25 protein-coding genes are annotated in these 23,334 nt (G+C 28.1%); 1 reads left to right on the top strand and 24 read right to left on the bottom strand.

All coding sequences use genetic code 11. From position 1 onward, the window contains the following. Positions 1-83: 83 nt before the first annotated feature. The 9 genes from ACZ41D_RS08400 to ACZ41D_RS08360 form a co-directional block, all read right to left on the bottom strand. Positions 84-1,082 (bottom strand): M42 family metallopeptidase, encoded by a 999-nt coding sequence (locus ACZ41D_RS08400; RefSeq protein WP_464150990.1) that lies wholly within the window; start codon positions 1,080-1,082, stop codon positions 84-86. Further along, a complete protein-coding gene (locus ACZ41D_RS08395) occupies positions 1,072-2,103 on the bottom strand; it encodes a M42 family metallopeptidase (RefSeq protein WP_464150989.1) in 1,032 nt (343 codons plus the stop codon). Before ACZ41D_RS08395 ends, ACZ41D_RS08400 begins: the two co-directional genes overlap by 11 nt. Further along, positions 2,094-3,149, bottom strand: a complete 1,056-nt coding sequence (locus ACZ41D_RS08390; RefSeq protein ID WP_464150988.1) for a M42 family metallopeptidase — start codon at positions 3,147-3,149, stop codon at positions 2,094-2,096. The genes ACZ41D_RS08395 and ACZ41D_RS08390 overlap by 10 nt, the downstream gene beginning before the upstream one ends. 153 nt (positions 3,150-3,302) lie before the next feature. After that, complete coding sequence (locus ACZ41D_RS08385; RefSeq protein WP_464150987.1) at positions 3,303-4,076, bottom strand: CheR family methyltransferase; 774 nt, start codon at positions 4,074-4,076, stop codon at positions 3,303-3,305. Positions 4,077-4,384: 308 nt separating this feature from the next. Continuing rightward, positions 4,385-6,352, bottom strand: coding sequence for a bifunctional 4-hydroxy-3-methylbut-2-enyl diphosphate reductase/30S ribosomal protein S1 (locus ACZ41D_RS08380; RefSeq protein ID WP_464150986.1), 1,968 nt, complete (start codon positions 6,350-6,352; stop codon positions 4,385-4,387). A 1-nt stretch (position 6,353) separates the two neighbouring features. Further along, positions 6,354-6,947: a lysophospholipid acyltransferase family protein gene (locus tag ACZ41D_RS08375; RefSeq protein WP_464150985.1), complete on the bottom strand. Its 594-nt coding sequence runs from the start codon at positions 6,945-6,947 to the stop codon at positions 6,354-6,356. Positions 6,948-6,951: 4 nt separating this feature from the next. Further along, entirely contained in the window at positions 6,952-7,605 is a 654-nt protein-coding gene (cmk, locus tag ACZ41D_RS08370) for a (d)CMP kinase (RefSeq protein WP_464150984.1), read from the bottom strand. A gap of 150 nt (positions 7,606-7,755) precedes the next feature. Continuing rightward, on the bottom strand, positions 7,756-8,193 hold the full coding sequence (locus ACZ41D_RS08365; RefSeq protein ID WP_464150983.1) for a hypothetical protein: 438 nt from the start codon (positions 8,191-8,193) through the stop codon (positions 7,756-7,758). Between the two features lie 107 nt (positions 8,194-8,300). Then, positions 8,301-9,206: a BaiN/RdsA family NAD(P)/FAD-dependent oxidoreductase gene (locus tag ACZ41D_RS08360; protein WP_464153130.1), complete on the bottom strand. Its 906-nt coding sequence runs from the start codon at positions 9,204-9,206 to the stop codon at positions 8,301-8,303. 99 nt (positions 9,207-9,305) lie between these two features. Between ACZ41D_RS08360 and ACZ41D_RS08355 the strand changes: the two genes are divergently transcribed. Further along, entirely contained in the window at positions 9,306-10,508 is a 1,203-nt protein-coding gene (locus tag ACZ41D_RS08355; RefSeq protein WP_464150977.1) for a transposase, read from the top strand. A 105-nt stretch (positions 10,509-10,613) separates the two neighbouring features. Here the strand turns inward: ACZ41D_RS08355 and ACZ41D_RS08350 are convergent, their stop codons facing one another. The 15 genes from ACZ41D_RS08350 to ACZ41D_RS08280 all read right to left on the bottom strand — a co-directional run bounded on the left by ACZ41D_RS08350 (position 10,614) and on the right by ACZ41D_RS08280 (position 23,225). Continuing rightward, positions 10,614-11,018 (bottom strand): NAD(P)/FAD-dependent oxidoreductase, encoded by a 405-nt coding sequence (locus ACZ41D_RS08350; protein ID WP_464150982.1) that lies wholly within the window; start codon positions 11,016-11,018, stop codon positions 10,614-10,616. A gap of 5 nt (positions 11,019-11,023) precedes the next feature. Continuing rightward, positions 11,024-11,635, bottom strand: a complete 612-nt coding sequence (locus ACZ41D_RS08345) for a histidine phosphatase family protein (RefSeq protein ID WP_464150981.1) — start codon at positions 11,633-11,635, stop codon at positions 11,024-11,026. A gap of 169 nt (positions 11,636-11,804) precedes the next feature. Further along, positions 11,805-12,680, bottom strand: coding sequence for a MurR/RpiR family transcriptional regulator (locus tag ACZ41D_RS08340; protein ID WP_464150980.1), 876 nt, complete (start codon positions 12,678-12,680; stop codon positions 11,805-11,807). A gap of 4 nt (positions 12,681-12,684) precedes the next feature. Beyond that, positions 12,685-13,230 carry a 2-oxoacid:acceptor oxidoreductase family protein gene (locus ACZ41D_RS08335; RefSeq protein WP_464150979.1) on the bottom strand — a complete coding sequence of 182 codons (546 nt, stop codon included), beginning with the start codon at positions 13,228-13,230 and terminating at the stop codon, positions 12,685-12,687. Position 13,231: 1 nt separating this feature from the next. Beyond that, positions 13,232-14,056 carry a 2-oxoacid:ferredoxin oxidoreductase subunit beta gene (locus ACZ41D_RS08330; protein WP_464150978.1) on the bottom strand — a complete coding sequence of 275 codons (825 nt, stop codon included), beginning with the start codon at positions 14,054-14,056 and terminating at the stop codon, positions 13,232-13,234. Positions 14,057-14,182: 126 nt separating this feature from the next. Further along, positions 14,183-15,385 (bottom strand): transposase, encoded by a 1,203-nt coding sequence (locus tag ACZ41D_RS08325; RefSeq protein WP_464150977.1) that lies wholly within the window; start codon positions 15,383-15,385, stop codon positions 14,183-14,185. A gap of 161 nt (positions 15,386-15,546) precedes the next feature. Then, entirely contained in the window at positions 15,547-16,683 is a 1,137-nt protein-coding gene (locus ACZ41D_RS08320) for a 2-oxoacid:acceptor oxidoreductase subunit alpha (protein ID WP_464150976.1), read from the bottom strand. After that, on the bottom strand, positions 16,676-16,885 hold the full coding sequence (locus ACZ41D_RS08315; protein WP_464150975.1) for a 4Fe-4S binding protein: 210 nt from the start codon (positions 16,883-16,885) through the stop codon (positions 16,676-16,678). Before ACZ41D_RS08315 ends, ACZ41D_RS08320 begins: the two co-directional genes overlap by 8 nt. A gap of 122 nt (positions 16,886-17,007) precedes the next feature. Beyond that, positions 17,008-17,790: a 5'/3'-nucleotidase SurE gene (gene surE / locus ACZ41D_RS08310; protein ID WP_464150974.1), complete on the bottom strand. Its 783-nt coding sequence runs from the start codon at positions 17,788-17,790 to the stop codon at positions 17,008-17,010. Between the two features lie 115 nt (positions 17,791-17,905). Beyond that, on the bottom strand, positions 17,906-18,481 hold the full coding sequence (mnmM, locus tag ACZ41D_RS08305) for a tRNA 5-(aminomethyl)-2-thiouridylate-methyltransferase MnmM (protein ID WP_464150973.1): 576 nt from the start codon (positions 18,479-18,481) through the stop codon (positions 17,906-17,908). Positions 18,482-18,485: 4 nt separating this feature from the next. Then, the gene (locus ACZ41D_RS08300; RefSeq protein ID WP_464150972.1) at positions 18,486-18,887 is read right to left on the bottom strand and encodes a GNAT family N-acetyltransferase; all 402 of its coding nucleotides are present in this window, start codon (positions 18,885-18,887) and stop codon (positions 18,486-18,488) included. A gap of 110 nt (positions 18,888-18,997) precedes the next feature. Beyond that, a complete protein-coding gene (locus ACZ41D_RS08295) occupies positions 18,998-19,705 on the bottom strand; it encodes a pseudouridine synthase (protein ID WP_464150971.1) in 708 nt (235 codons plus the stop codon). 81 nt (positions 19,706-19,786) lie between these two features. Beyond that, positions 19,787-21,064, bottom strand: a complete 1,278-nt coding sequence (locus tag ACZ41D_RS08290; protein WP_464150970.1) for an FAD-dependent oxidoreductase — start codon at positions 21,062-21,064, stop codon at positions 19,787-19,789. Further along, positions 21,057-22,025 (bottom strand): sulfide/dihydroorotate dehydrogenase-like FAD/NAD-binding protein, encoded by a 969-nt coding sequence (locus tag ACZ41D_RS08285; RefSeq protein WP_464150969.1) that lies wholly within the window; start codon positions 22,023-22,025, stop codon positions 21,057-21,059. Before ACZ41D_RS08285 ends, ACZ41D_RS08290 begins: the two co-directional genes overlap by 8 nt. 84 nt (positions 22,026-22,109) lie before the next feature. After that, positions 22,110-23,225: a D-alanyl-D-alanine carboxypeptidase family protein gene (locus tag ACZ41D_RS08280; protein WP_464150968.1), complete on the bottom strand. Its 1,116-nt coding sequence runs from the start codon at positions 23,223-23,225 to the stop codon at positions 22,110-22,112. Positions 23,226-23,334: the final 109 nt, after the last annotated feature.

Raw genomic sequence — 23,334 nt, 5'->3', positions numbered from 1 at the left:
AAATCATAGATTAATTTGTAAAATAAATAGTTATTATGAAGAAATAGAGGAGTAACTAAAATACTCCTCCTAAAATTGATTTATTATATATCTATTTTATTATTTAAGATATTATATAATAATTTTATTGAATTATTAATATCTGTTTTAGAAGCCATTTCATGTGAAGTATGTACATATCTAGTTGGTATTGATATAACTCCTGAAGGTACTCCAGACCTTGTTAAATGAATAGCTCCTGAGTCTGTTCCTCCAGCTTCTAAAACTTCCATTTGATAAGGAATATTATTTTCTTTAGCAGTTTCAATCATTAGCTTTTTAACTTTTGGATGTGTTATAACTGACCTATCCATAACTTTTATGGCTGTTCCTTTATCTAGGCTTATAGCAAATCTTTTAGCTTTAGGAGTATCTCCTGTACCCGTTACGTCAATTGAAATTCCTATGTCAGGATTTATACCATATGCTGATGTTTTAGCACCTCTTAAGCCAACTTCTTCTTGTGCAGTAAACACGAAATAAAGATCATTTTTATCGCTATTTATTAGTTTTATTGTTTCTATCAAAACATAGCAACCAATTCTGTCATCTAAACATTTTGATATTATTCTATTTTCATTTTCAACAATATCACTATGATATACACATATATCACCAATAGAAACTAATTTTTCAGCTTCTTCTCTGCTTTTTGCACCTATATCAATGTACATATTTTCGAGTTTTAAGTCTTTCATATTTTCAATATATTCTTTAAATATTATACCAATTGTTCCATTTTCAAATATAACTTTTTGTCCCAATGCTATATAAGGAGATATACCGCCAACTCTTGCAAACCTTAAAAAACCATTATCATCTATATCAATTACCATTAATCCTATTTGGTCCATATGTGCAGCAACCATAATTTTATGTCCATTTCCCTTTTTTCTAGCTATAAGGTTTCCAAGAGTATCAATTTTTATTTCATCAACATAAGGTTTTATTTCATTTTTAATTAATTCTCTAATTTTACATTCATTTCCTGATGGCGAATAAGTATTTGTTAATTTTTTTAATAAATCACTGTTAAACTTCATTACTAAAACCTCCCTTTTCTAGGCTTTTTACAATAGCTTTCACAAGTTTTCTGGTATTTTCATAATCTCTTTTATCCATTACACATATTGGAGAATGTATATATCTGCAGGGAACAGATATTGTGCTTGTTCTACATCCTTCTTTAGCAATATGAATTTTTCCAGAATCATTTCCACCGCTTAATGTTTTTCTATATTGATAAGGTATATTGTTTTTATTAGCTATACTGACAATTGCATTTCTTAATTCTTTATCGAAATAAGTAGTTGCATCCATTAAGGAAATAGCTGGTCCTTTCCCCAACTCTGTTGAAGTCATATGACTAGGCACATCAGGAACATCAGAACACAGTGTACCTTCTAGTATAATAGCAATATCTGGTTCAATTCTAAATGCTGCAGGACCAGCTCCTATTAGTCCTACTTCTTCCATAACAGTGAATACTGCATATAACGTTAGATTAGTTTTACTTTTTAATAAATCAATAAGTATGCTACAACCTACTCTATCATCTAAAGCTTTTGCTTTTATTTTATTGTCACCGAATTCGACATATTTACTGTCAAAAGTTATATAGTCACCAATATTAACTAGTTTTTTAGCTTCATCTTTATTTGTTACTCCAATATCAATGTATAATTGTCTAATAGATAGGGTTTTTGATCTTTCGTCTTTTTCTTGTAAATGAATTGGTTTACACCCAATCACCCCGTGAATTTTTTTATCACCTATTAATACAGGTTTAGAAATTAAAATTCTTTTGTCAATACCTCCAACAGTAGTAAATTTAATTAAACCGCTTTCTTCAATTCCAGTTACCATTAATCCAACTTCATCCATATGTGCAGCAATCATTAATTTTGGTGCATTTACCATTCCTTTTTTTATAGCTATAATATTCCCTAACTTATCAACTGTTAGGCTGTCTACGTAATCTTTAATTTCACTAATTATTATATTTCTGACTTCTTTTTCATTACCAGATACTCCTGAAGCTTCTGTGAGTTTTTTTAATAACATAATAATCCCTCCAAGCTTTCATCTGAAATACAAGATATAAACATAGCTAATAATTTTCCAGTTGTTTTGATATCTTGCATTGCTATAGTTTCGACGGAAGTGTGCATATATCTTAAAGGAATTGATATACAAAGAGTTGGAATTCCACTTCTAGTGATTTGAATAGATCTTGCATCAGTGCCTGTTGGGCCTGGTTCGACTTCATTTTGAAAAGGTATGTTGTAATCTTCTGCTATTTGAATTAATTTTCTTCTTAAAGTAGGATGTATATTTCCACCTATAGTTATTCCTGGGCCTTTTAGCATTTCTAGTACATCTTCTTTTGGAAGCTCAGGAGTAGCACCAAAACCTACATCTATTGCGATACCGATATCAGGATTAATACTATATGTACTAACTACTGCACCCCTTGTTCCGACTTCTTCTTGAACTGTTGAAACAAAATATACATCTGCAGTATGGCGCATTTTTTTCAACTCTTTTGCACATTCAAACATTGCAACTATACCAGCTCTATCATCTATAGCTTTGCAGCTAACCATGTCATTTTGTAAATCTATCATGTCTCTTTTTATTGATATTATATTACCAACTTGAATTATTTTTTCTACATCTTTTTTAGATAAACCAACGTCTATAACCATATCTTCGATTTTTACAGCTTTATTACTTTCACTAGATTTTTGAAGATGTGGAGGCTTAACTCCAATTACACCAAATACGTCTTTTTTTCCATGAACTATTACTTCTTGAGCTAATAATGTTCTTTGATCAATACCTCCTACAGTAGCAAACCTTATAAAACCATGTTTATCAATTTCTTTTACTATTAATCCTATTTCATCCATATGCCCAGCTAACATAATTTTTATATTATTTTTATTATTTTCTCCTCGCTTAATTGCTATAACATTGCCAAAATTATCTACTTTAATTTCTTCAGTTAATTTTTTAAAAGCGTTAATAATGATACTATGCAAGTCTTGTTCGTACCCTGAAATTCCTGTTTTAGTGCATAAATTTTTTAGAAATTCTTTAGATTCCAACAAAATGCCTCCTTTCTATGTTTTACTTATATATTATATCACAGTCAAAATTATATACGAAATTAGCATAATAAATACGAAGATAAATTAAAATAATTATATATGATATTTATATTAATCAAATATACTACTTATATGATTATATGAAGATTTTTATAAAATTTTTTTATAAAAAAAAGTTTTTACAGGTTTGAAGTTATATCTTTCTGGTAAAATTATTTGTTCTGTACTACCAACAAAAAGAATACCATCATCATTAAGAGAATCATAGAACTTTTTATACATTTTTAATTTAGCGTCGTCAGTAAAATATATCATAACATTTCTGCATAGAATTAAATCCATTCCCTTAGGATAATTATCTCTTATAAGGTCTATTTTTTTAAAAATAACTCTACTTTTGATTTTATCATCAATAATGAAATTATTACCTGATTTTTTAAAATACTTATGTATAAACGTAGATGGTAAATTTTTAATATTTTTTTCAGTATAAATGCCTTTTTTAGCTTTGTTTAATACTTCTAAATCTAGATCAGTAGCAAGAATTTGTATATCATCTAGATTATAATATTTTGATAAAAGCATTACTAAAGAATATGGTTCTTCACCTGTTGAACAAGCGCTACTCCAAACAGATAGTTTATTATTTTTATTTATTAAGTTAGGTAATATGTCATTTTCTAATATATTCCATTGCGCTGGGTTTCTATAAAATTCAGATACATTTATGGTAATATAATTTAAAAATTCATTTAAAAGTTTTGAATTTTTTTTGATGCCTTCAAAATATTCATTAAATCCTTTAAAACCATTTTTTTCTACAAGGAAATTAATTCTTCGTTTCATTTGTTTTTCTTTATATGATGATAAATCGATATTTAAAAAATTAAGTATCTTTATTTTGAATTCTTCATAACTGTTCATTTTATTTCCCCTTTTACAATTATAAAAAAATAAGCAATATATATTTTGCCTATTTATCTAAAAAATTGCACAAAATAATATTTTAACGTTAAAATTATTATATAATTTAGTTTATCGCATATATTATTTTCATATCTTATTTTAGCATATGAAGATGAGTTAGTAAAAACAAAATCAGGCAAATTAAAAAAATCTGTGGCAAAAGCCACAGATTTGTAAAGGGGGTCTTGATGTATTATGTGAGGTTATTAATATTATTCGCAGAAATTTAATTTTTATACGTAAAAAATGAGGAGTAAAAAACTCCTCTATTTTTTATTAACTATTTCTCCAATGGTTATATTGTCATTATTATTGTATTTATTTAAGTCTTTAGAATTGCTAGTATTAGTTGCTTCTTTTATTGAAAGGCTTATTTTTTGGTCCTTCTCATTAATATCTATAATTTTAACTTTAACTATTTGACCAATTTTAAGTTTATCAGATGGTTTATTTACACGGCTATTAGAAATTTGAGAAACATGAACTAATCCGTCTACTCCTTCTTCTAGATTTACAAATGCACCAAAATCAAGCAACTTAATAACTTTTCCTTCAACAATATCATTAACTTTATATCTAGCAGAAATATTTTCCCATGGATGAGGTTTTGTTTGTTTTAAACCTAAAGATACTCTTTCTTTTTCTTTATCAAAATCTAGTACACAAACTTGAACCTTATCTCCAATTTTAACTACTTCAGAAGGATGATTAACTCTTCCCCATGATAATTCAGATATGTGAATTAATCCATCAACTCCACCAATGTCAACAAATGCACCAAAATTGGTAATTCTCTTTACTTCTCCTTCAATTGTATTTCCAACTTTTAACGAATTCCATGTTTTATTTTTAAGTTTCTCTTCTAGTTCTTTTTCAACAATTTTTCGTGATAATACAATTCGTTTTTTTCTTTTATCAAATTCTATTATTTTAACGTCCATCGTTTTACCTAAATATTTACTTAAATCTTCTACATATCTTGAAGATAAATGCGATGCTGGAATGAATCCTTTTACTCCTTTGACAGTAACAATTACACCGCCTTTTACAATTTCAATTACTTTAGCTTCTACTAATTCATTGTTATTATAAGATACTTCTAGCTCATCCCAACTTTTCATGTTTACGATACGTTTTCTCGAAAGTAATACATTACCATCACCGTCATCTAATTTTAATACATATACTTCTATTTCATCGCCTTCTTTTACTATTTCATTTGGACTAATAGTATGATCTACAGTTAACTCATCTTTTGTTATAAGACCATCAGATTTATAACCAACATTAACCATAACCTCATCATCATTAACAGAAATAACTTTACCTTTAACTATATCTCCACGATGCAACTTTACCATAGAAGCTTCAATTGCTTCTAACATATTATTAAAATCATTTTCATAATTATCCATTTTGTTAATTACCTCCTTAATTATCCATTCAGGCGTTGAAGCACCTGCGGTTATACCAATTCTTTCAAAGTTTTTTAATTTTTTTAAATCTAGTTCTGATGCAGTTTCAATATGATATGTGTTTTTACAGTATTGTTCACTTATAAGTTTTAGTTTTCGAGTATTAGAGCTATGATATCCTCCTATAACAATCATTGCATCAACGTTTTTTGCAAGTTCCTTACAAGCGTTTTGCCTAAGCTTTGTGGCATTACAAATAGTATTAAATACTTCTACTTTTTTACCTCTTTGTGAGATTTCATTTGATAATAAATTGAATTTTTCTTCAGTAATTGTTGTTTGAGCTACAATACATATTTTATCACATTTCGGCACATCTTCAACATTATCTTTTGAATTAATTATGATTGCACTATCATTACACCATCCATTGATGCCTTTTACTTCAGGATGATTTGGATCGCCAATAATAATTATTGTATATCCTTTATTATAAAACTCATAAACTTTATTTTGTATTTTCTTAACAAAAGGACAAGTACAATCAATAATTTCAATTCCCTTATTTTTTGCTTCTTCATAAATATTAAGTGGTACTCCGTGAGACCTTATGATTATTTTTCCATCATTGATTTGATCTATGCTTTTTATTACTTTGAGTCCTTTTTTATTTAATAAATTAATTACTTGATCATTATGAATTAATGGGCCTAATGAATATATATTAATATTTTTGCTATTTAACACATCTAATGTTTTTTTCATAGCATTATTAACACCGAAACAGAATCCTGAATTTTCTGCCAAAAAATATTTCACATTAACTCCTCCTAGTATCAGCTAAACTATAAATATCAGACATTACTTTTTGGCTAAGCATTTTATAGTCATCTATTTTTAATTTTTTATTATAGAATTCCTTGAATTCAATTGGTTTGCCCACAGTTATTTTTACTGATTTAAATAGTTTATATTCAGTATCTATGTATATTGGTATAATTGGAGATTTAGCTTTAATGCTTATCATAGAAACTCCAGGCTTAGCACTATTGATATCTTGTTCTTTTACTCTTGTCCCTTCTGGAAACATGCCAAGAATATTTTCTTCTCTAAGAATTTTTATTGCCTTTCTAATAGATCCTAGATCGTTAGCATTTCTATCGACTGGAAAGGCACCAAGTTTATTTATTATCAAACCTAATAACTTTTTGTCAAACAATTCTTTTTTTGCCATAAAATATATTCTTCTTGGCATTGTTATACCAACCATAACTGGATCTAGTACACTAATATGATTAGAGCAAATGATTGCTCTCGTATTACTAGGGATATATTCTAATCCATTAACTTCAATTTTAAAAAAAATTTTAAAGACAATTTTTACTAGACCTTTAGCGAAGCTATAAAAATTCAATTTATCACTTCCCTTTTATTATATTAATCATAATATTTACAACATCTTCAATAGTTTTATTCGTTGTATCAATGATAATAGCATCCTCACTTGCTTTTAAAGGTGAGATTTTTCTAGTGCTATCTATTTTATCTCTCAATATTATTTTTTCTTCAACTTCTTCTAACGTTATTGTATTATCTATTTTTAACAATTCTTTAAATCTTCTTTTTGCTCTTTCTTGAACTGATGCAGTTATAAAAAATTTAAAGTTAGCATTAGTTAAAACGTGAGTACCAATGTCCCTACCATCCATAATAACGCTTTTATTTTTTGCTATATTTCTTTGAATTTCAACTAAACGTTTTCTAACATCAGGAATTTTAGCAATTTTGGAAACATTATTATTTACAATATTCTGTCTAATTTCTTCATCAACTATATTTCCGTCTAGGTATATATGATTATTTGCAAAGTTAATATTAGTTTCTTTAAGTAATTTTAATATATCTTTTATATTTTTTGTGTCTAAATTATTATTAATTACCTTTAATGTAAAAGCTCTATACATAGCTCCTGTATCTATATATTCAATTCCCAATTTTTTAGCTAATATTTTTGCTACAGTACTCTTACCTGCTCCAGCAGGGCCATCAATAGCTATTTTTAAACTTTGCAATTTATCAACTCCTTCAATTAAATATAACCACCGTTAAGGTGGTTTACCAGTATAAAATGTTAAAAATCACTTTATTTTCACTGGTATTTAATCTAGTAGTAAGTATCACACCCACATTTATTATATAATATAAGAAGTTCATTCTCAAGACTATTTTAGACGTACTTCACCAATTAATTCTATACTTTTTGAAGTTTTAATAATTTGATTGAGATTGGGATATTTTATATTTTTGCTAATTCCTACTATTTTAACTATTACAGGTTCCTGATACATCGAACCGTTTATTTCTAAAATATCTTTATCCTTAACTTTTATAGAAATCTCTTTATCCTTTTTAAAACTATTTTCGATTTTTCCATTTTTTATTACTTCAACATTTGAAAATTTAGTGTCGTTTATTGCAATTATTATTATTCCATAATTCGATTTATCAATACCTATAGAAGTATAATTGTTAGAAAAAACAGAAGTATAATTATTGCTATCTATCGTTTGAAAAAAGATTAATAAGGTAAAACAAATAGTGGTCATTGTTAATAATAACCATTCAACTTTTCTGAGAAAATCATTATAGTTGTTTTTCAAAGTTACCACTCCTCATATAGTCTATATATAGTTTATATTTAATACTATGTTATTATGATAGAAAAAAGTATATTGTTTATAGACTATATGAGTATTAATATCTTTTGTTAACAATTTAACCCTGCTAAATATCCGGTTGAATAGGCAATTTGTAAATTAAATCCTCCTGTTAAAGCATCTACATCAATTACTTCCCCTGCAAAATATAAACCTTTAACTTTTTTTGATTCCATTGTAGTAGGATTTATTTCAGATGTATCAACTCCTCCTGATGTTACAATACCTTCCTCTAAAGGTCTTAATCCGTCAAATGTCATTTTTAATCCTTTTATAAGCTGAGTAAGCGTAAGTCTTTCTTCTTTTGTAATTTGATTTACTACTTTTTCAGGATTTATTTTAGAAAGTTCTATGATAGGTGAAATTAATTTTTTAGGAAGTAAATCGTTTAACGAGTTTTTAAACTGTTTATTTGCATACTTTTTAAAGTCATTAATTAATCTATTTTCTAATTTTTCTTTAGATAAACCTGGTTTTAAATCTAAAACAATATCAATTTTTTTATTACTAAATTTATTAATATAACTACTCATTGTAAGGACTATTGGTCCAGAAATGCCAAAATGGGTAAATAACATTTCACCAAAATTTTCGAAAATTATTTTATTATTTAAAATTGCTTTTATTTTTACATTTTTTAAAGAAAGACCTTGAACTTGTTTTATCCATTTTTCTTTTATTTTACAAGGTACAAGAGCTGGTTTAGGTTCTATAATATTATGCCCTAGCGACTTAGCAAAAATATATCCATCTCCTGTAGAACCTGTAACAGGGTATGTTTTACCACCAGTTGCTATTATAACTTTATCAAATTTATAACTATTATTATCGGATGTAGTTAATAAAAATTTATTCGTATTTAATTTTTTAATTGTTTTAATTCTTTTATTTAATAAAATTTTAATATTATTGAGGAAATTGCATAATTTTAAATTGTTGATTTTTCTAAATTTCACTGAACGCAAAAAGGAGTTTCACCCCTAAATGTCGAATATATTAAGTAGACAAACTCAATACCCGAAAGGAGTGAAACTTCTTAAATGTATATTCGACAAATGAGCTTGATTTCCTTTGAGGAAATTATGGAATTTCAACAAGAAACTAAATTAGAGATGATTTTATCTCAGATTGACATTTCTAATTTAGCTTGCAAACTAAGAAAATCTCATAATTCTAAAGGCCCGAAGGGCTATGATCCTGAAACTTTAATTTATGCTTTGATTGCTATGCAAGTAGAAAAAATTCAAACTATAAAAGATTTAGTTCTTAATCTTAAGCAAAATCCTGTTTTAAGATTCTGTTGTGGTTTTAGTGTCCTTGGCAAAGTACCATCCGAATCTACTTTTAGCAGATTTTTAGATAAATTAACTCAAACTGATGAACTTGAACAATTGTTTCATACCTTAGTTGTTAAAGCAAAAGAACTTAATATAATTGATGGAGAACATGTCTCTATTGATTCAACAAAATTAAGTTCTTATGAATCTGCTAAGCGTAAAAAATATATCGTAGATGATGACTATAACCCTAACTGGGGGATAAAAAAAGATACTAATGGTAACACCGTAAAATGGTTTGGTTGGAAGCTTCATATATTATGTGATTCTAAAAGTGAACTACCATTAGATATTTTATTAACCCCAGCAAGCACTTATGATGGCACTGTAGCTATACCTTTAATAAAGCAATTTTTTAATAATTATAAAGATATTTTTAAGCCTAAATATTATGCTATGGATTCTGGGTATGACTTTGAGTATGTTTATAAAGATATAATAAACGAATTTAATGGTATTCCAATAATAGCTTACAATCCTAGACGAAGCTATGCCCCACCTGCTGGATTAGATGAAGATTTTAATCCTATCTGCTCCGCAGGATATAAATTAGTATATTGGGGCAAAGATGGAAAATATCTTAAATTCCGTTGCCCTCACGCTTTAGGTAAGTGTAATTGTCCTTATGGAATGAATTGGTGTTCTTCTTCTACCTACGGATATACTTTTAAAGTCAATTATAAAGAAAATCCAAGGCATTATGGATATCCTTTAAGGTCTTCTACTAGTTGGAAAAAGTTATATGATAAAAGGACATCAGTTGAAAGATGTAATAGTAGACTTAAAGAATATCTAAATTTAGATAACATAAGGTCTAAAGGTATTAAAAAAGCCAAGGTTCACTCATTATTAAATTGCATAGCACTTATAGCTGGAACAATATCATTAAATTCAAGTAAAGTTGTTAATAAAGCTGCCTAACGGCATAAAATTACCTTTATTTAGGAGGTTCTTTGCATTATTCTAAAATAAATATCAAATTTAAAATCTCATTTTCAATGAGCTATCGCTCTATGCTCTTTTTTTCTACTGTGAAAAAGATGAATTATGCAATTTCCTCTTATTATCTAATAAGTATCTTTGAAAAGCTTTGATTACATCACTTGATTTATTACTCAAAGGAAACACTCGATTTCCTCTTTCAACTTTTGTTTTTACTCCATAATTATTTAATAAATTAATAATGTCTTCATTAGTAAAAGTGTAAAAGGCACTATATAAAAATTTATTATTTACAACTACATTATTAATGATATCTTCAATATCACATAAATTAGTTATATTGCATCTTCCTTTTCCAGTAATAAATAATTTCTTTCCTATTTTATCGTTTTTTTCAAATATAGTTACATCTTTACCGAGGCTTCCAGCAGTTCCAGCCGCTAAAATTCCAGCTGGGCCTCCACCAATAACAGCAATTTTGTTTTTCAATTAAATTAGTCCTCCTTTAAATGTGATGTATCATTCAATAGTTTTAGAACAGGATTATAATCTCTAAATTCTATGATGCTTAAACTTACATTATCAATTACTAATTTATTGATATGAGATATATCAATGTTTAATATACCAAGTATAAAAGCTTTAATTGCAGCTCCATGTGATACTACCAATATATTTTTATCATTACTATTGTTAATAATTTCCTTAATAAATTTAACTGTTCTTTCTTTCACTATCATCAAGGTTTCAGCATTTGAAATTTGTAATTTGTGAGGCTCAGTCATCCACAAAAGGTATTCATTAGAATATTTATTTTGTATTTCTGACAAAGTTAACCCTTCCCAGCACCCGAAATTAATTTCCCTTAGAGCTTGTGATACATTTACTTTTAATTTTAATTTATTAGCTATTATTTCTGCTGTTTTGTATGCTCTTTTTAAATCACTAGAATATATCAAGTCTATTTTTTCATTTGCAAGCCTATTGGCTATTTTTTTAGCTTGTTTAAATCCTTTAGGGGTTAGCTCTATATCACTTGTACCTTGTATTTTTTTTATTTTATTCCATTTAGTCTCACCGTGTCTAACTAAATATATTTTATTCATATATTTTTTCAGCTCCTTAATTTAGAAATATTTGTATATGTTATAATGAGTTTATACTATAATAGTATAACATATTTAGCTTTTTTTTGTTATTAATTATTTATTATCAAGTATGATAATATCATATATGACATTTTTATTAAAAAAAAAGAAGCTATTTAGCTTCTTCTTAATCATCGTCTTTAGAATTTTCATATATACTATATTCTTTCCATATATCTTCCAATTTTTCAAAATACTCTGTTATTCGTTTTTTATTCTTCATACCTACAGCTATAATCAGTGAATTCAACAAACTCATTGGAGCAACTAATGAATCGACAAAAGAAACCATATTGCTATTTGCTATTAAAGTATAATCTGCTAAAGATGCAGCAGGAGATATTAAACTATCAGTTATTCCAACAATTTTGCATTTTCTTCCTTTGACAAATTTCAATGCTTCTAACGTTTTCTTGGAATATCTTGGATAACTAATGCCTATAACTAAATCATCTTTTGAAACTTTAATTAATTGTTCAAAAACATCACTCACACCAAAGCTAACAACTTTTACATTATCTAAAATCAATCCTAAGTAGAAACCTAAAAATCCTGCTAAGAAAGTAGAACTTCTAAATGCCAATATATATACTGATTTTGCTTCATAAATAGAATCAACAACCTTTTCAAAAACATCTATGTCAATTTTCTCCATGGTTTGTCTTATGTTTTCTATGTCTCTTTTAAGAACTTTTTTTAAAAATATGTCTTCATGAGAAAATTCTTCAGACATACTTATTCGCTGTACAGTGGTCAACTTGTTTTTAACTAAATCTTGTAATATTTTTTGTAAATCACGATATCCATCAAAACCAAGTGTATTAGCTAATCTCACAACAGTTGATTCACTAACACCTACAATATCTCCAAGGTTTGCTGCAGTCATAAAAGCAGCTTTATCATAATGTGTCATTATATACTGGGCAATTAATTTTTGACTTTTGCTTAATTTAGGAAATCTCTGTTGTATGGTTTTTATCAAATCTAAATTTTTTTCTTCCATAACATCATTCCTTGCAACTATTAGTTAAATTAAACCCTTCTTCTAACGCTTTTTGATTAAGTTCTTCAGTACCTTTTGGAACACGATTTAGTACTGCTTTCTTCAAAGATTCTTTTGATACAACTTTAGTTAATTCACATATAGCTCCTAATGCTACAATATTAGCAACCATTGATTTTTTCAATTTGTTATGAGCAGTATCCAAAATTGGAATTGAGTAAATTTTTATATCATCACGACACGTAGGAGCCTCAATGCTGCTATCTATAATTAAATAGCCACCTTTTTTTAATGAATTAAAATACTTATCACAAGATAACTGTGTTAATGATAATAGTATATCACATTCTCTAACTTTTGGGTAATTAATTTCATCTTCACTTATAATAACTTCTGCTTTACTTGCTCCACCTCTCGCTTCAGGACCATAAGATTGAGATTGTACAGCATTTTTTCCGTCTAATATAGCTGCTTCAGCTAAAATAATTCCACCTAGAATAAGTCCCTGACCTCCAGAACCACTTAATCTTAATTCTAATTTACTGTACATACTATCGCTCCTTTTGTAAACTATCAATTATTTTTTGATATTTTTCAGTGTATTCCATTCCATCAGTTCGATATAATTCACCAACAATGATTTTTCCCTCAAGATCCTTTTCGTTCATTTTTTCTGCTGCTTTAACATTGATAGATTTTTCTTTAAGTAATTTCATCATATCTACAGCATCACCTTTTTTATTTTTTCTTCCATAATATGTTGGACATACACTAATGCCTTCTATAAAAGAAAAACCTTTATTTTTAATTCCTTCTTCTACTAATTTTACTAAAATATTAGGACTATACGCAGTAGCCCTTCCAACATAAGTAGCTCCTGCTACTTTTGCTAATTTACACAAATCAAAATTATTATCAATATTTCCATATGGTGCTGTAGTTCCTTTATCACCAGTAGGTGTTGTAGGTGAATATTGTCCTCCAGTCATTCCATAAATATTATTATTAAATACTATAGTTGTAATATCTATATTTCTTCTTGCAGCATGGATTAAATGATTTCCTCCAATTGCTGAACAATCTCCATCGCCAGTAATAACTATTATATTCAATTTAGGATTTGCCATTTTTATACCTGTAGCAAAAGCCAATGCTCTTCCATGGGTTGTATGTAAAGTATTAAAGTCTAAATATCCTGGAGCCCTTGAAGAACAACCTATACCAGAAACTATACATACATCATTTTTATCTAATCCAAGGTTATCTACTGCTTGAATTATCGATTTCATTAAAATACCATGGCCACAACCTGGACACCAAATATGTGGCAATCTATTTGTTCTAAAGTATTTTTTAATTAATTGAGGAAATTGCATAATTCATCTTTTTCACAGTAGAAAAAAAGAGCATAGAGCGATAGCTCATTGAAAATGAGATTTTAAATTTGATATTTATTTTAGAATAATGCAAAGAACCTCCTAAATAAAGGTAATTTTATGCCGTTAGGCAGCTTTATTAACAACTTTACTTGAATTTAATGATATTGTTCCAGCTATAAGTGCTATGCAATTTAATAATGAGTGAACCTTGGCTTTTTTAATACCTTTAGACCTTATGTTATCTAAATTTAGATATTCTTTAAGTCTACTATTACATCTTTCAACTGATGTCCTTTTATCATATAACTTTTTCCAACTAGTAGAAGACCTTAAAGGATATCCATAATGCCTTGGATTTTCTTTATAATTGACTTTAAAAGTATATCCGTAGGTAGAAGAAGAACACCAATTCATTCCATAAGGACAATTACACTTACCTAAAGCGTGAGGGCAACGGAATTTAAGATATTTTCCATCTTTGCCCCAATATACTAATTTATATCCTGCGGAGCAGATAGGATTAAAATCTTCATCTAATCCAGCAGGTGGGGCATAGCTTCGTCTAGGATTGTAAGCTATTATTGGAATACCATTAAATTCGTTTATTATATCTTTATAAACATACTCAAAGTCATACCCAGAATCCATAGCATAATATTTAGGCTTAAAAATATCTTTATAATTATTAAAAAATTGCTTTATTAAAGGTATAGCTACAGTGCCATCATAAGTGCTTGCTGGGGTTAATAAAATATCTAATGGTAGTTCACTTTTAGAATCACATAATATATGAAGCTTCCAACCAAACCATTTTACGGTGTTACCATTAGTATCTTTTTTTATCCCCCAGTTAGGGTTATAGTCATCATCTACGATATATTTTTTACGCTTAGCAGATTCATAAGAACTTAATTTTGTTGAATCAATAGAGACATGTTCTCCATCAATTATATTAAGTTCTTTTGCTTTAACAACTAAGGTATGAAACAATTGTTCAAGTTCATCAGTTTGAGTTAATTTATCTAAAAATCTGCTAAAAGTAGATTCGGATGGTACTTTGCCAAGGACACTAAAACCACAACAGAATCTTAAAACAGGATTTTGCTTAAGATTAAGAACTAAATCTTTTATAGTTTGAATTTTTTCTACTTGCATAGCAATCAAAGCATAAATTAAAGTTTCAGGATCATAGCCCTTCGGGCCTTTAGAATTATGAGATTTTCTTAGTTTGCAAGCTAAATTAGAAATGTCAATCTGAGATAAAATCATCTCTAATTTAGTTTCTTGTTGAAATTCCATAATTTCCTCAAAGGAAATCAAGCTCATTTGTCGAATATACATTTAAGAAGTTTCACTCCTTTCGGGTATTGAGTTTGTCTACTTAATATATTCGACATTTAGGGGTGAAACTCCTTTTTGCGTTCAGTGAAATTTAGAAAAATCAACAATTTAAAATTATGCAATTTCCTCAATTGATTAGGCACTTTTTAGACCTCCTTAATTACAGTCAATATTTCATCTGGCGTCATCAGTTCACCATTAGCTCTACCAAATTTAATTACTTCAGTATATTTATTTGCTACTCTATCAACCTCTAAGAAATATTGACCTAAATTCATTTCTACAACAACTATTTTTCTAACCTTTTTAGCCAATTCTATAATTTGTTTCTCTGGGAAAGGCCACAATGTAATTGGTCTAAACAAACCAGCTTTAATTCCATTTTTTCTAGCCATTTCAACAGTACTTTTTACTGACCTTGCTGTACCACCAAAAGCTACAAAAGCAATATCAGCATCATCAATTTTGTATTTTTCATATAAAGAAATATCATCAATATTATTGCGTATTTTATTCATTAACCTATTAATAAGCTCATCTGCTACTTTAGGACTATTGCTAGGAAATCCAGTTTCATCATGAACAAGACCAGTAACGTGAAATCTATGACCTTCTCCGTAAGCAGCCATAGGTGGAACCAGTTCTCCATCAGTAACTTTATATGGTAAATAATTAGCATCATCTTTACTTGGTTTTCTTCTATCAAAAATTTCTATTTCAGATTGATCAGGCAACACAACTTTTTCTCTCATATGAGCAATAACTTCGTCCATAAGTAAAATTACTGGGGTTCTATATTTTTCTGCAAAATTAAAAGCCTTTATGGTAATATCATAAGTTTCTTTAACTGAACTAGGTGTAAGTACAATTATCGGATGATCTCCATGTGTTCCCCATCTTGATTGCATAACATCTCCTTGTGATGGTGAAGTTGGTAATCCAGTACTTGGACCTCCTCTTTGAACATTGACAATAACACATGGAACTTCTGCTATCGCGGCATAACCTATGTTTTCCTGCTTTAATGAAAATCCTGGACCACTTGTAGCAGTCATAGATTTTAGTCCAGCAAGTGATGCTCCAATTGTTGCTCCCATACTTGCAATTTCGTCTTCCATTTGAATAAATTTTCCACCATATTTTGGCAGTTTAACTGAAGACAACTCAGCAATTTCTGTTGACGGAGTTATTGGATATCCGGCAAAAAATCTCATTCCTGCTGCAATTGCACCCTCAACACAAGCTTCATTCCCCTGCATTAACATTTCTTTACGATTAGTCATCTGATTTACCTCCTAAATATATAGCATAGTCTGGACATCTAAGCTCACATTGTCCACACTGAATACACGCTTCAGGATCTTTAATATTTACTTTATCATTTTTTAATTCCAACACATTTTTAGGACAAAAAGCTACACATATTCCACAGCCCTTACACCATTTCAGGTCTATATGGAGTTTCTTTTTTTTAGAGTCTATCACTTTAAATCCCCCTCAATTAAATAATTTAACTTTAAATATATAATAACAAACTTTATATAATTTTGCAAGTTTTATTTCATTTTTCTTTGTATAAAAGCATATTTTGCAAGTTTTATTTCATTTTATTCATAATTGACTTTTTCACAATCAAAATTTTTGCTCATTTGACTGATTTCTTTTAATGCTCTAAAATCCGTCAAGTTGTAATGTAGCGGTGTAATTGAAATATAGCCATTTTCAATAGCATTAATATCACTATTTTTGATGATATTATTTTTAATCAATTCACCTGATAACCAGTAATACTCATTTCCCATTGGATCAACTCTTTTAATGTATGAACTATTGTATTTCCTAATTCCAAGCTCTGTAATTCGTATCCCTTTAATCTGTTTTAAATCTAATAGCGGAAAGTTAATATTTAGTATAGCATTCTTACATTTATATAAGTATTCTTCAACCAAAAAGCAAGATAAAGACGCCGCTCCTTCATATTTTTTATTATTTCCTACACCTGCAAGCGATAAAGCAATAGATGGTATTCCATTTATTGCACCTTCAATTGCTGCAGAAACAGTACCTGAGTATATTACATCTGTACCAAGATTTGGCCCATTATTAATTCCAGAAACTACTATATCTGGTCTGTCAGGAATTAAAGAAGTTATCCCTAATTTAACACAATCGCTAGGAGTGCCATTTATGCTCCAAGCTTTTATTTCTTCACTATAATAATCAACTTTTTTTACCCTTAATGGTTCGTGCATCGTTATTGCATGACCTGTTGCACTTCTTTCCCTATCAGGTGCAATTACAAAAACATCACCTAATTTTTTTAAAGCTTCAGCTAATTTTCTTATACCTATTGCATTTATTCCATCATCATTTGTCACTAATATCTTCATCTTTTTCCTCCTATTCAATATTTTTTAAATTGCATTAAAACATTTTATTGGATATTTTAAATTTGTAGTAATTATGTAGAGACTTTTATACTTTTTTCAAATCAAAATTTATGGTTCAACTAGTTAATTTTTCAATACAATAAAGAATTGGCGGATTGTTTACCTGATTAACAAAACTAAATTTTATTACATTATACATTTTTTGGTCTAAACTTAATAAAAATTTTTCAATAGCAGTTTTTTCTTCAAGTCCACCAGGATGTCCATAATAGGAAGTTATATTAATTTTTCCGCCTTTTTTAAGGAGAGATAAACTTAAATTAAGAGCTTTAATAGTCGTATCAGGTTTAGTAATAATTTTATGGTCACTACCAGGAAGATAGCCTAAATTAAAAACTACAAAATCTACATTACTCTCGATGTACTTATCCATATGTTCATGACCATCATTTATAAGTTTTACTCTCATATCTAATTTTCTTTTTTTAAGTATATTTTCAGTATTCGTTATTGCTTCACACTGAATATCAAAACCATAAACCTTGCCAGTATCGCCTACTAATTCAGCTAATAAAATAGTATCATTCCCATTTCCTACAGTTGCATCAACAGTAATATCTCCTTCTTTAACCATTTTTTTTACCAAGTGTTTATTAATCTCCACAGCATTCTTGAAAAGTGTAAATCTCATATAATCATCTCCTTTTTTGGCTGCATCCTCTACTAAAAAATTTATTTAAATCACATTTTAAAATGTTATTATCAACTTTCTCAAAACCTTTATACATTAAATAGCTATTATAATGATAATAATAAACTGTACTTACCCCTTTTGACATACAATAATTCAATACTGATCTCAATAATCCATCTCCAAAACCTTCTCCTCTTTTTAATTTGTCTATAACTAAATATTCTAAAAAAGCAGATGAAGTTGATTTAAAAACAACCTTAGTTACTCCTATGATAACTCCATTTTCTTCAAGTATATAAATGTGATCTTTAGGATTTAATACATCTTTTATTCCATTTTTATTTAGAATATTAATTATAGAATTATATTCATTATTATAATTCATTTTTCTTGATACAATCATATTTTCCTCCTGTTTAAAAATTTGACATATAATTTTATTTATTTTTATATTTAATTCATTATAGAAAAAACATTATGTAAAAACATAATGTTTTATAATTGTCTATATTTCTAAGAATCAATTAAGTAATTAATTTCATCCTTTTTTAAATAACGCCATTTTCCTTGTTCTATTCCTCTATAAGAAATACAACCAATAGCAATTCTATCTAATTCCATTACAGGATGGTTAATTTCTTCACACATTTTTCTAACTTGCCTATTTCTTCCCTCATGTATAACTATTTTTAAAATAGAATACTTAGATGATTTTTTTAAAATTTTAATATCAGCTTTTGAAGTCTTATATCCATCAATAACTAATCCACTTTTAAATTTATCTAATTCATACTGATTGGGTATACCTTTTACTTTAGCAATATAAGTTTTATTAATCATATGACTAGGATGAGTAAGCTTATATGCTAAATGTCCATCATTAGTTAACAAAAGTAATCCTGTGGTATCATAATCCAATCTACCTACAGGATATATTCTTTCATTTATACCTTTAATAAGGTCTAATACAGTTTTTCTATTAAATTGATCACTTACAGTAGAAACATAACCTTTTGGCTTATTTAATGCTATATAAATTTTTTTCTTTTCTTTTTTAATTAGTTTATTATCTACCATAACAATATCTGTTTCTGGATCTATGATAAATCCCATTTTTGTAATTTTTTCTCCATTAACAGTTACTCTTCCAGCTCTAATTATTTCTTCTGATTTTCTTCTCGAAGCTACACCACATTCAGCCATAAATTTTTGCAGCCTCATATAACACCTTCTTTCTTTTGTTAACTATATTATACCATTTCTTTTACTTAAGTCCAGTAAAATGAATATTATAATAGTATATTATAATTTTTCATTATAAATATTTAATAATCCTAGTTTTTTAACCCTGCTTTTTATTTCTTCATTATCATATGAATACAAACCTTTTTCATTCATTCTTTTAAAATAACTAGCTCCAGCAAAAGTATATCTTTTTTTCATTCCATCTTCTGTTTGCATTTGGTCTCTTACATAAGCTATAAAATCTCCAATTGCAAGATCTTTAGGTAATTCTAGTGTTGGCATTCCTTTATATAATCTAACACTATTATACCCAGCCAATGTTCCAGTTACAATAGCTTCAGTATGCCCTACAATTAAACCTGATTTTTCTCCACCACAGAATAAATTATCTATACCATTAACTTTCATCGTATTATCTCTAGGTGCCATAGATAAAAATCGAATCGAATTTCCAATTCCTCCAGAATAAGGGTCTTCATATCTAGCATTTTCAAGTCCTTTAATTTTTCTTAACTTTTCTAAAGGATAAAATGGTGTCATTAACTTCGCATGGCCCGTATCAAGCAAAATAATATTTTCAGCAAATTCTTCAAGTGCATATTGTTCGCATACTTTTAATTTTAATTTATCTTTATTTATATCTTCCTTAGGAACTTTTAAAATAACAACACCTTCCTTATCTAATTTTTCCCTTATTTCTTTACTTAAAGAATCTTTATTTAATTTACATGACCCACTAAAAGCTCCATAAGTACCATCTCTACGCATTCCAACTAAATCATTTATCCCTGCTCGTTTACTTATACTTATTCTAGGCCCAAAAGTAGGACATCTTAAAATACACATTGCACAACCATTACCATATCTTAAACAATTTCCCATAGGTCCTGTTGAACCAGTAGTTTCAATAAAAACATCACCTTTAATGACCCTATCATCTGCAAGTTTTATACCTTCAATACTGTTATTATTCATAATAACATCTATGGCTCTACTTTTAGTCATTACTTTAATATTCATTTCTTTTAATAATCTCCTAACCATTGGCTCAACTTTAGTTACATCATAAAGCCATGCGTGTTTATGACCTGGAAAGTTAATATTTTTATGCCTAGCAGCTTTATCTGTTATCTCAAATAATTCTTTTCCCCCTAGAAATATATTCTCTTCTGCAGCAGTATACCTCCCATTGTTTCTCATAATGCCACCAACATTTCCTAATCCTACCAAAAGGTCAGTTTTTTCAAGCAAAATAACATCTGCACCAGCTTTTCTTGCTGCTATAGCAGACGCACATCCTGCCCAACCTCCACCAATAACAACAATTTTAATCATTTAAAATCCTCCTTTTTATTGCAGCAGTAGGTAATATTTGAGCTTTGCACGCACGAACTTTCAATCCTTCTTCAAATCGAACGTTACAACCTCCACATATACCTTCTCCACAGCATAATTCATAATTATTTGTTATAGATAACTGAGGTGGATTTTCTAATGTCTCAATACAACGCAATAACTTATTATGAAGAATGTCTGATCCACAGCTTAAAACATATTTAATGTCTAATTTATCTATTTTCTCTTTAATTTGATTTTCATTAATCGAATGTACTTCTTCAACAAATATTTCACCATTTAAAGGCTGAATATAACTTTGAACAAAATTTATATTTATATCTCCTTTATCAATAAGTAAGTAAACTTTATTATTATTTTTGCATAATTTTTTAATTGATAACAATGTTGGAACCTGCCCTATACCTTTGGCTACAATCATCCAATTCATACCTTTCGAATTTTTCAAATTTTCTATGCCAAATATTCCATTCCAATATGGTCCTCTTAGAATAAAATCGTCTTTTATGCTATCGAGTTTTTTGGTTTTCGAACCTACTATTTCATAAACTAAGTACATTAATTGATTTTCCTTATCAACATCGAACACTGATAGTGGTAAATTATAATATTGTTTTGTATCTTTACCTCTTATAAAGATATAAGAGCCAGGTTCATCAGAATTAATAACTAAATTTTTACTTACTTTTAAAATTAACATCTTTAATTTATTATTTAGTACTTTTTTTTCTACTATGCTACAAATATACTCATTTCTCTTTGCTTTACTTTTCATACCGTTCATAACATATTCATAATAAATACACGTACCCTGCCAATTACAATCACAAAATTCTTTCCCTTGCATTTGAGAACAAATCATACAATTATCACAAACACCTAATTCACAAGGGCAATACTCACTTCCTCCATCTATACATTTTACGCTATATTTAAGCAAATTTATCCTTCCCTTCATTTATTACTATAATATTAGAATATTTAATAATATAATATTTTGTTACTAAATAAAAGAAACGGCATATCAAGCCGTTTTTTTTATAAAAATTCTATCAAGTATCTTTTCGATCCAATTTTTTTCTAAAATATCTTCTTTAGCAACTAAATCATCAATATAAGCTATGCTTCCATTCATAAAAACTTTTATAATTCCAATTTTCTGTCCTTTATAAATTGGAGCTTGTAAACTCTCAGGAATTTTAGTTACAATTTTTATATTTTTCACCTCATCTTCTTTTAGAGGAATCACACAACTATCAGCTGTTACTGCTGAAATAGTATCCTTTTTTCCATTAGATACATATATATTACCAATAAACTGACCCTTGTCATAAACTACCATGGGCTTATAATTGTTAAATCCATAATCAAACAAGTTATAACATGACTGAAACCATGAATTATTATTCAGTGTAACAGCTATTAGTTGCATGCCATTTTTTGTAGCACTAGAAACTAAACATCTACCAGATTTTTGTGTATAGCCAATTTTAACCCCATCACCACCTTCATATTGCCATAAAGTTTTATTTTTATTATAAAAATACTTATTAATATCCCTATCTGCAACCCAAAGCTTGGTTTTAACTATTTTTCTAAATTCATCATTTTTCATTGCTTCTCTCGTAATTAAAGCTAAGTCATATGCTGTAGTATAGTGATTATCATTATGAAGTCCATGTGGATTAACAAAGTTAGTATTTATTGCTCCTATTTCTTTTGCTCTATCGTTCATTAATTTAACAAAATCATCTATACTACCACTAATATGAATAGCAATAGCTACTGCAGCGTCATTTCCTGACCTTAACATTAAACCATATAATAAATCTCTTAAAGAAATTTCCTCTCCTTCTCTAAGGTATATGCTTGAACCTTCTATACCAACACTTCTTTTATCAATTTTTACTATATCATCTAATTCTCCATTTTCTAGAGCAATTAAAGCAGTCATAATTTTTGTCGTGCTAGCCATTGGTAATTTTAGATTTTCATTATTCTTATACAACACTCTACCTGATTTTCTATCAATAAGTATACTACTTTGACCATAACTAACATTGCCTTCTGCAAATACATTAATATTAGTAAGTACTATAATTAAAGAGAAAAATAAAGCTACTTGTTTATATAATTTCAATATAATCACTCCGTATTTTTAATTAATGAAATAAATTATCAATTATTAAATCTACTATTAAACTTTATATAATCATTATTTCAAAGAATAATAGTGAAATTTCCTAGCG

It is taken from the genome of Brassicibacter thermophilus (genome assembly GCF_055378355.1).
Note: the sequence above shows the minus strand (reverse complement) of the source record. Positions and strands in the feature narration are given on the sequence as shown.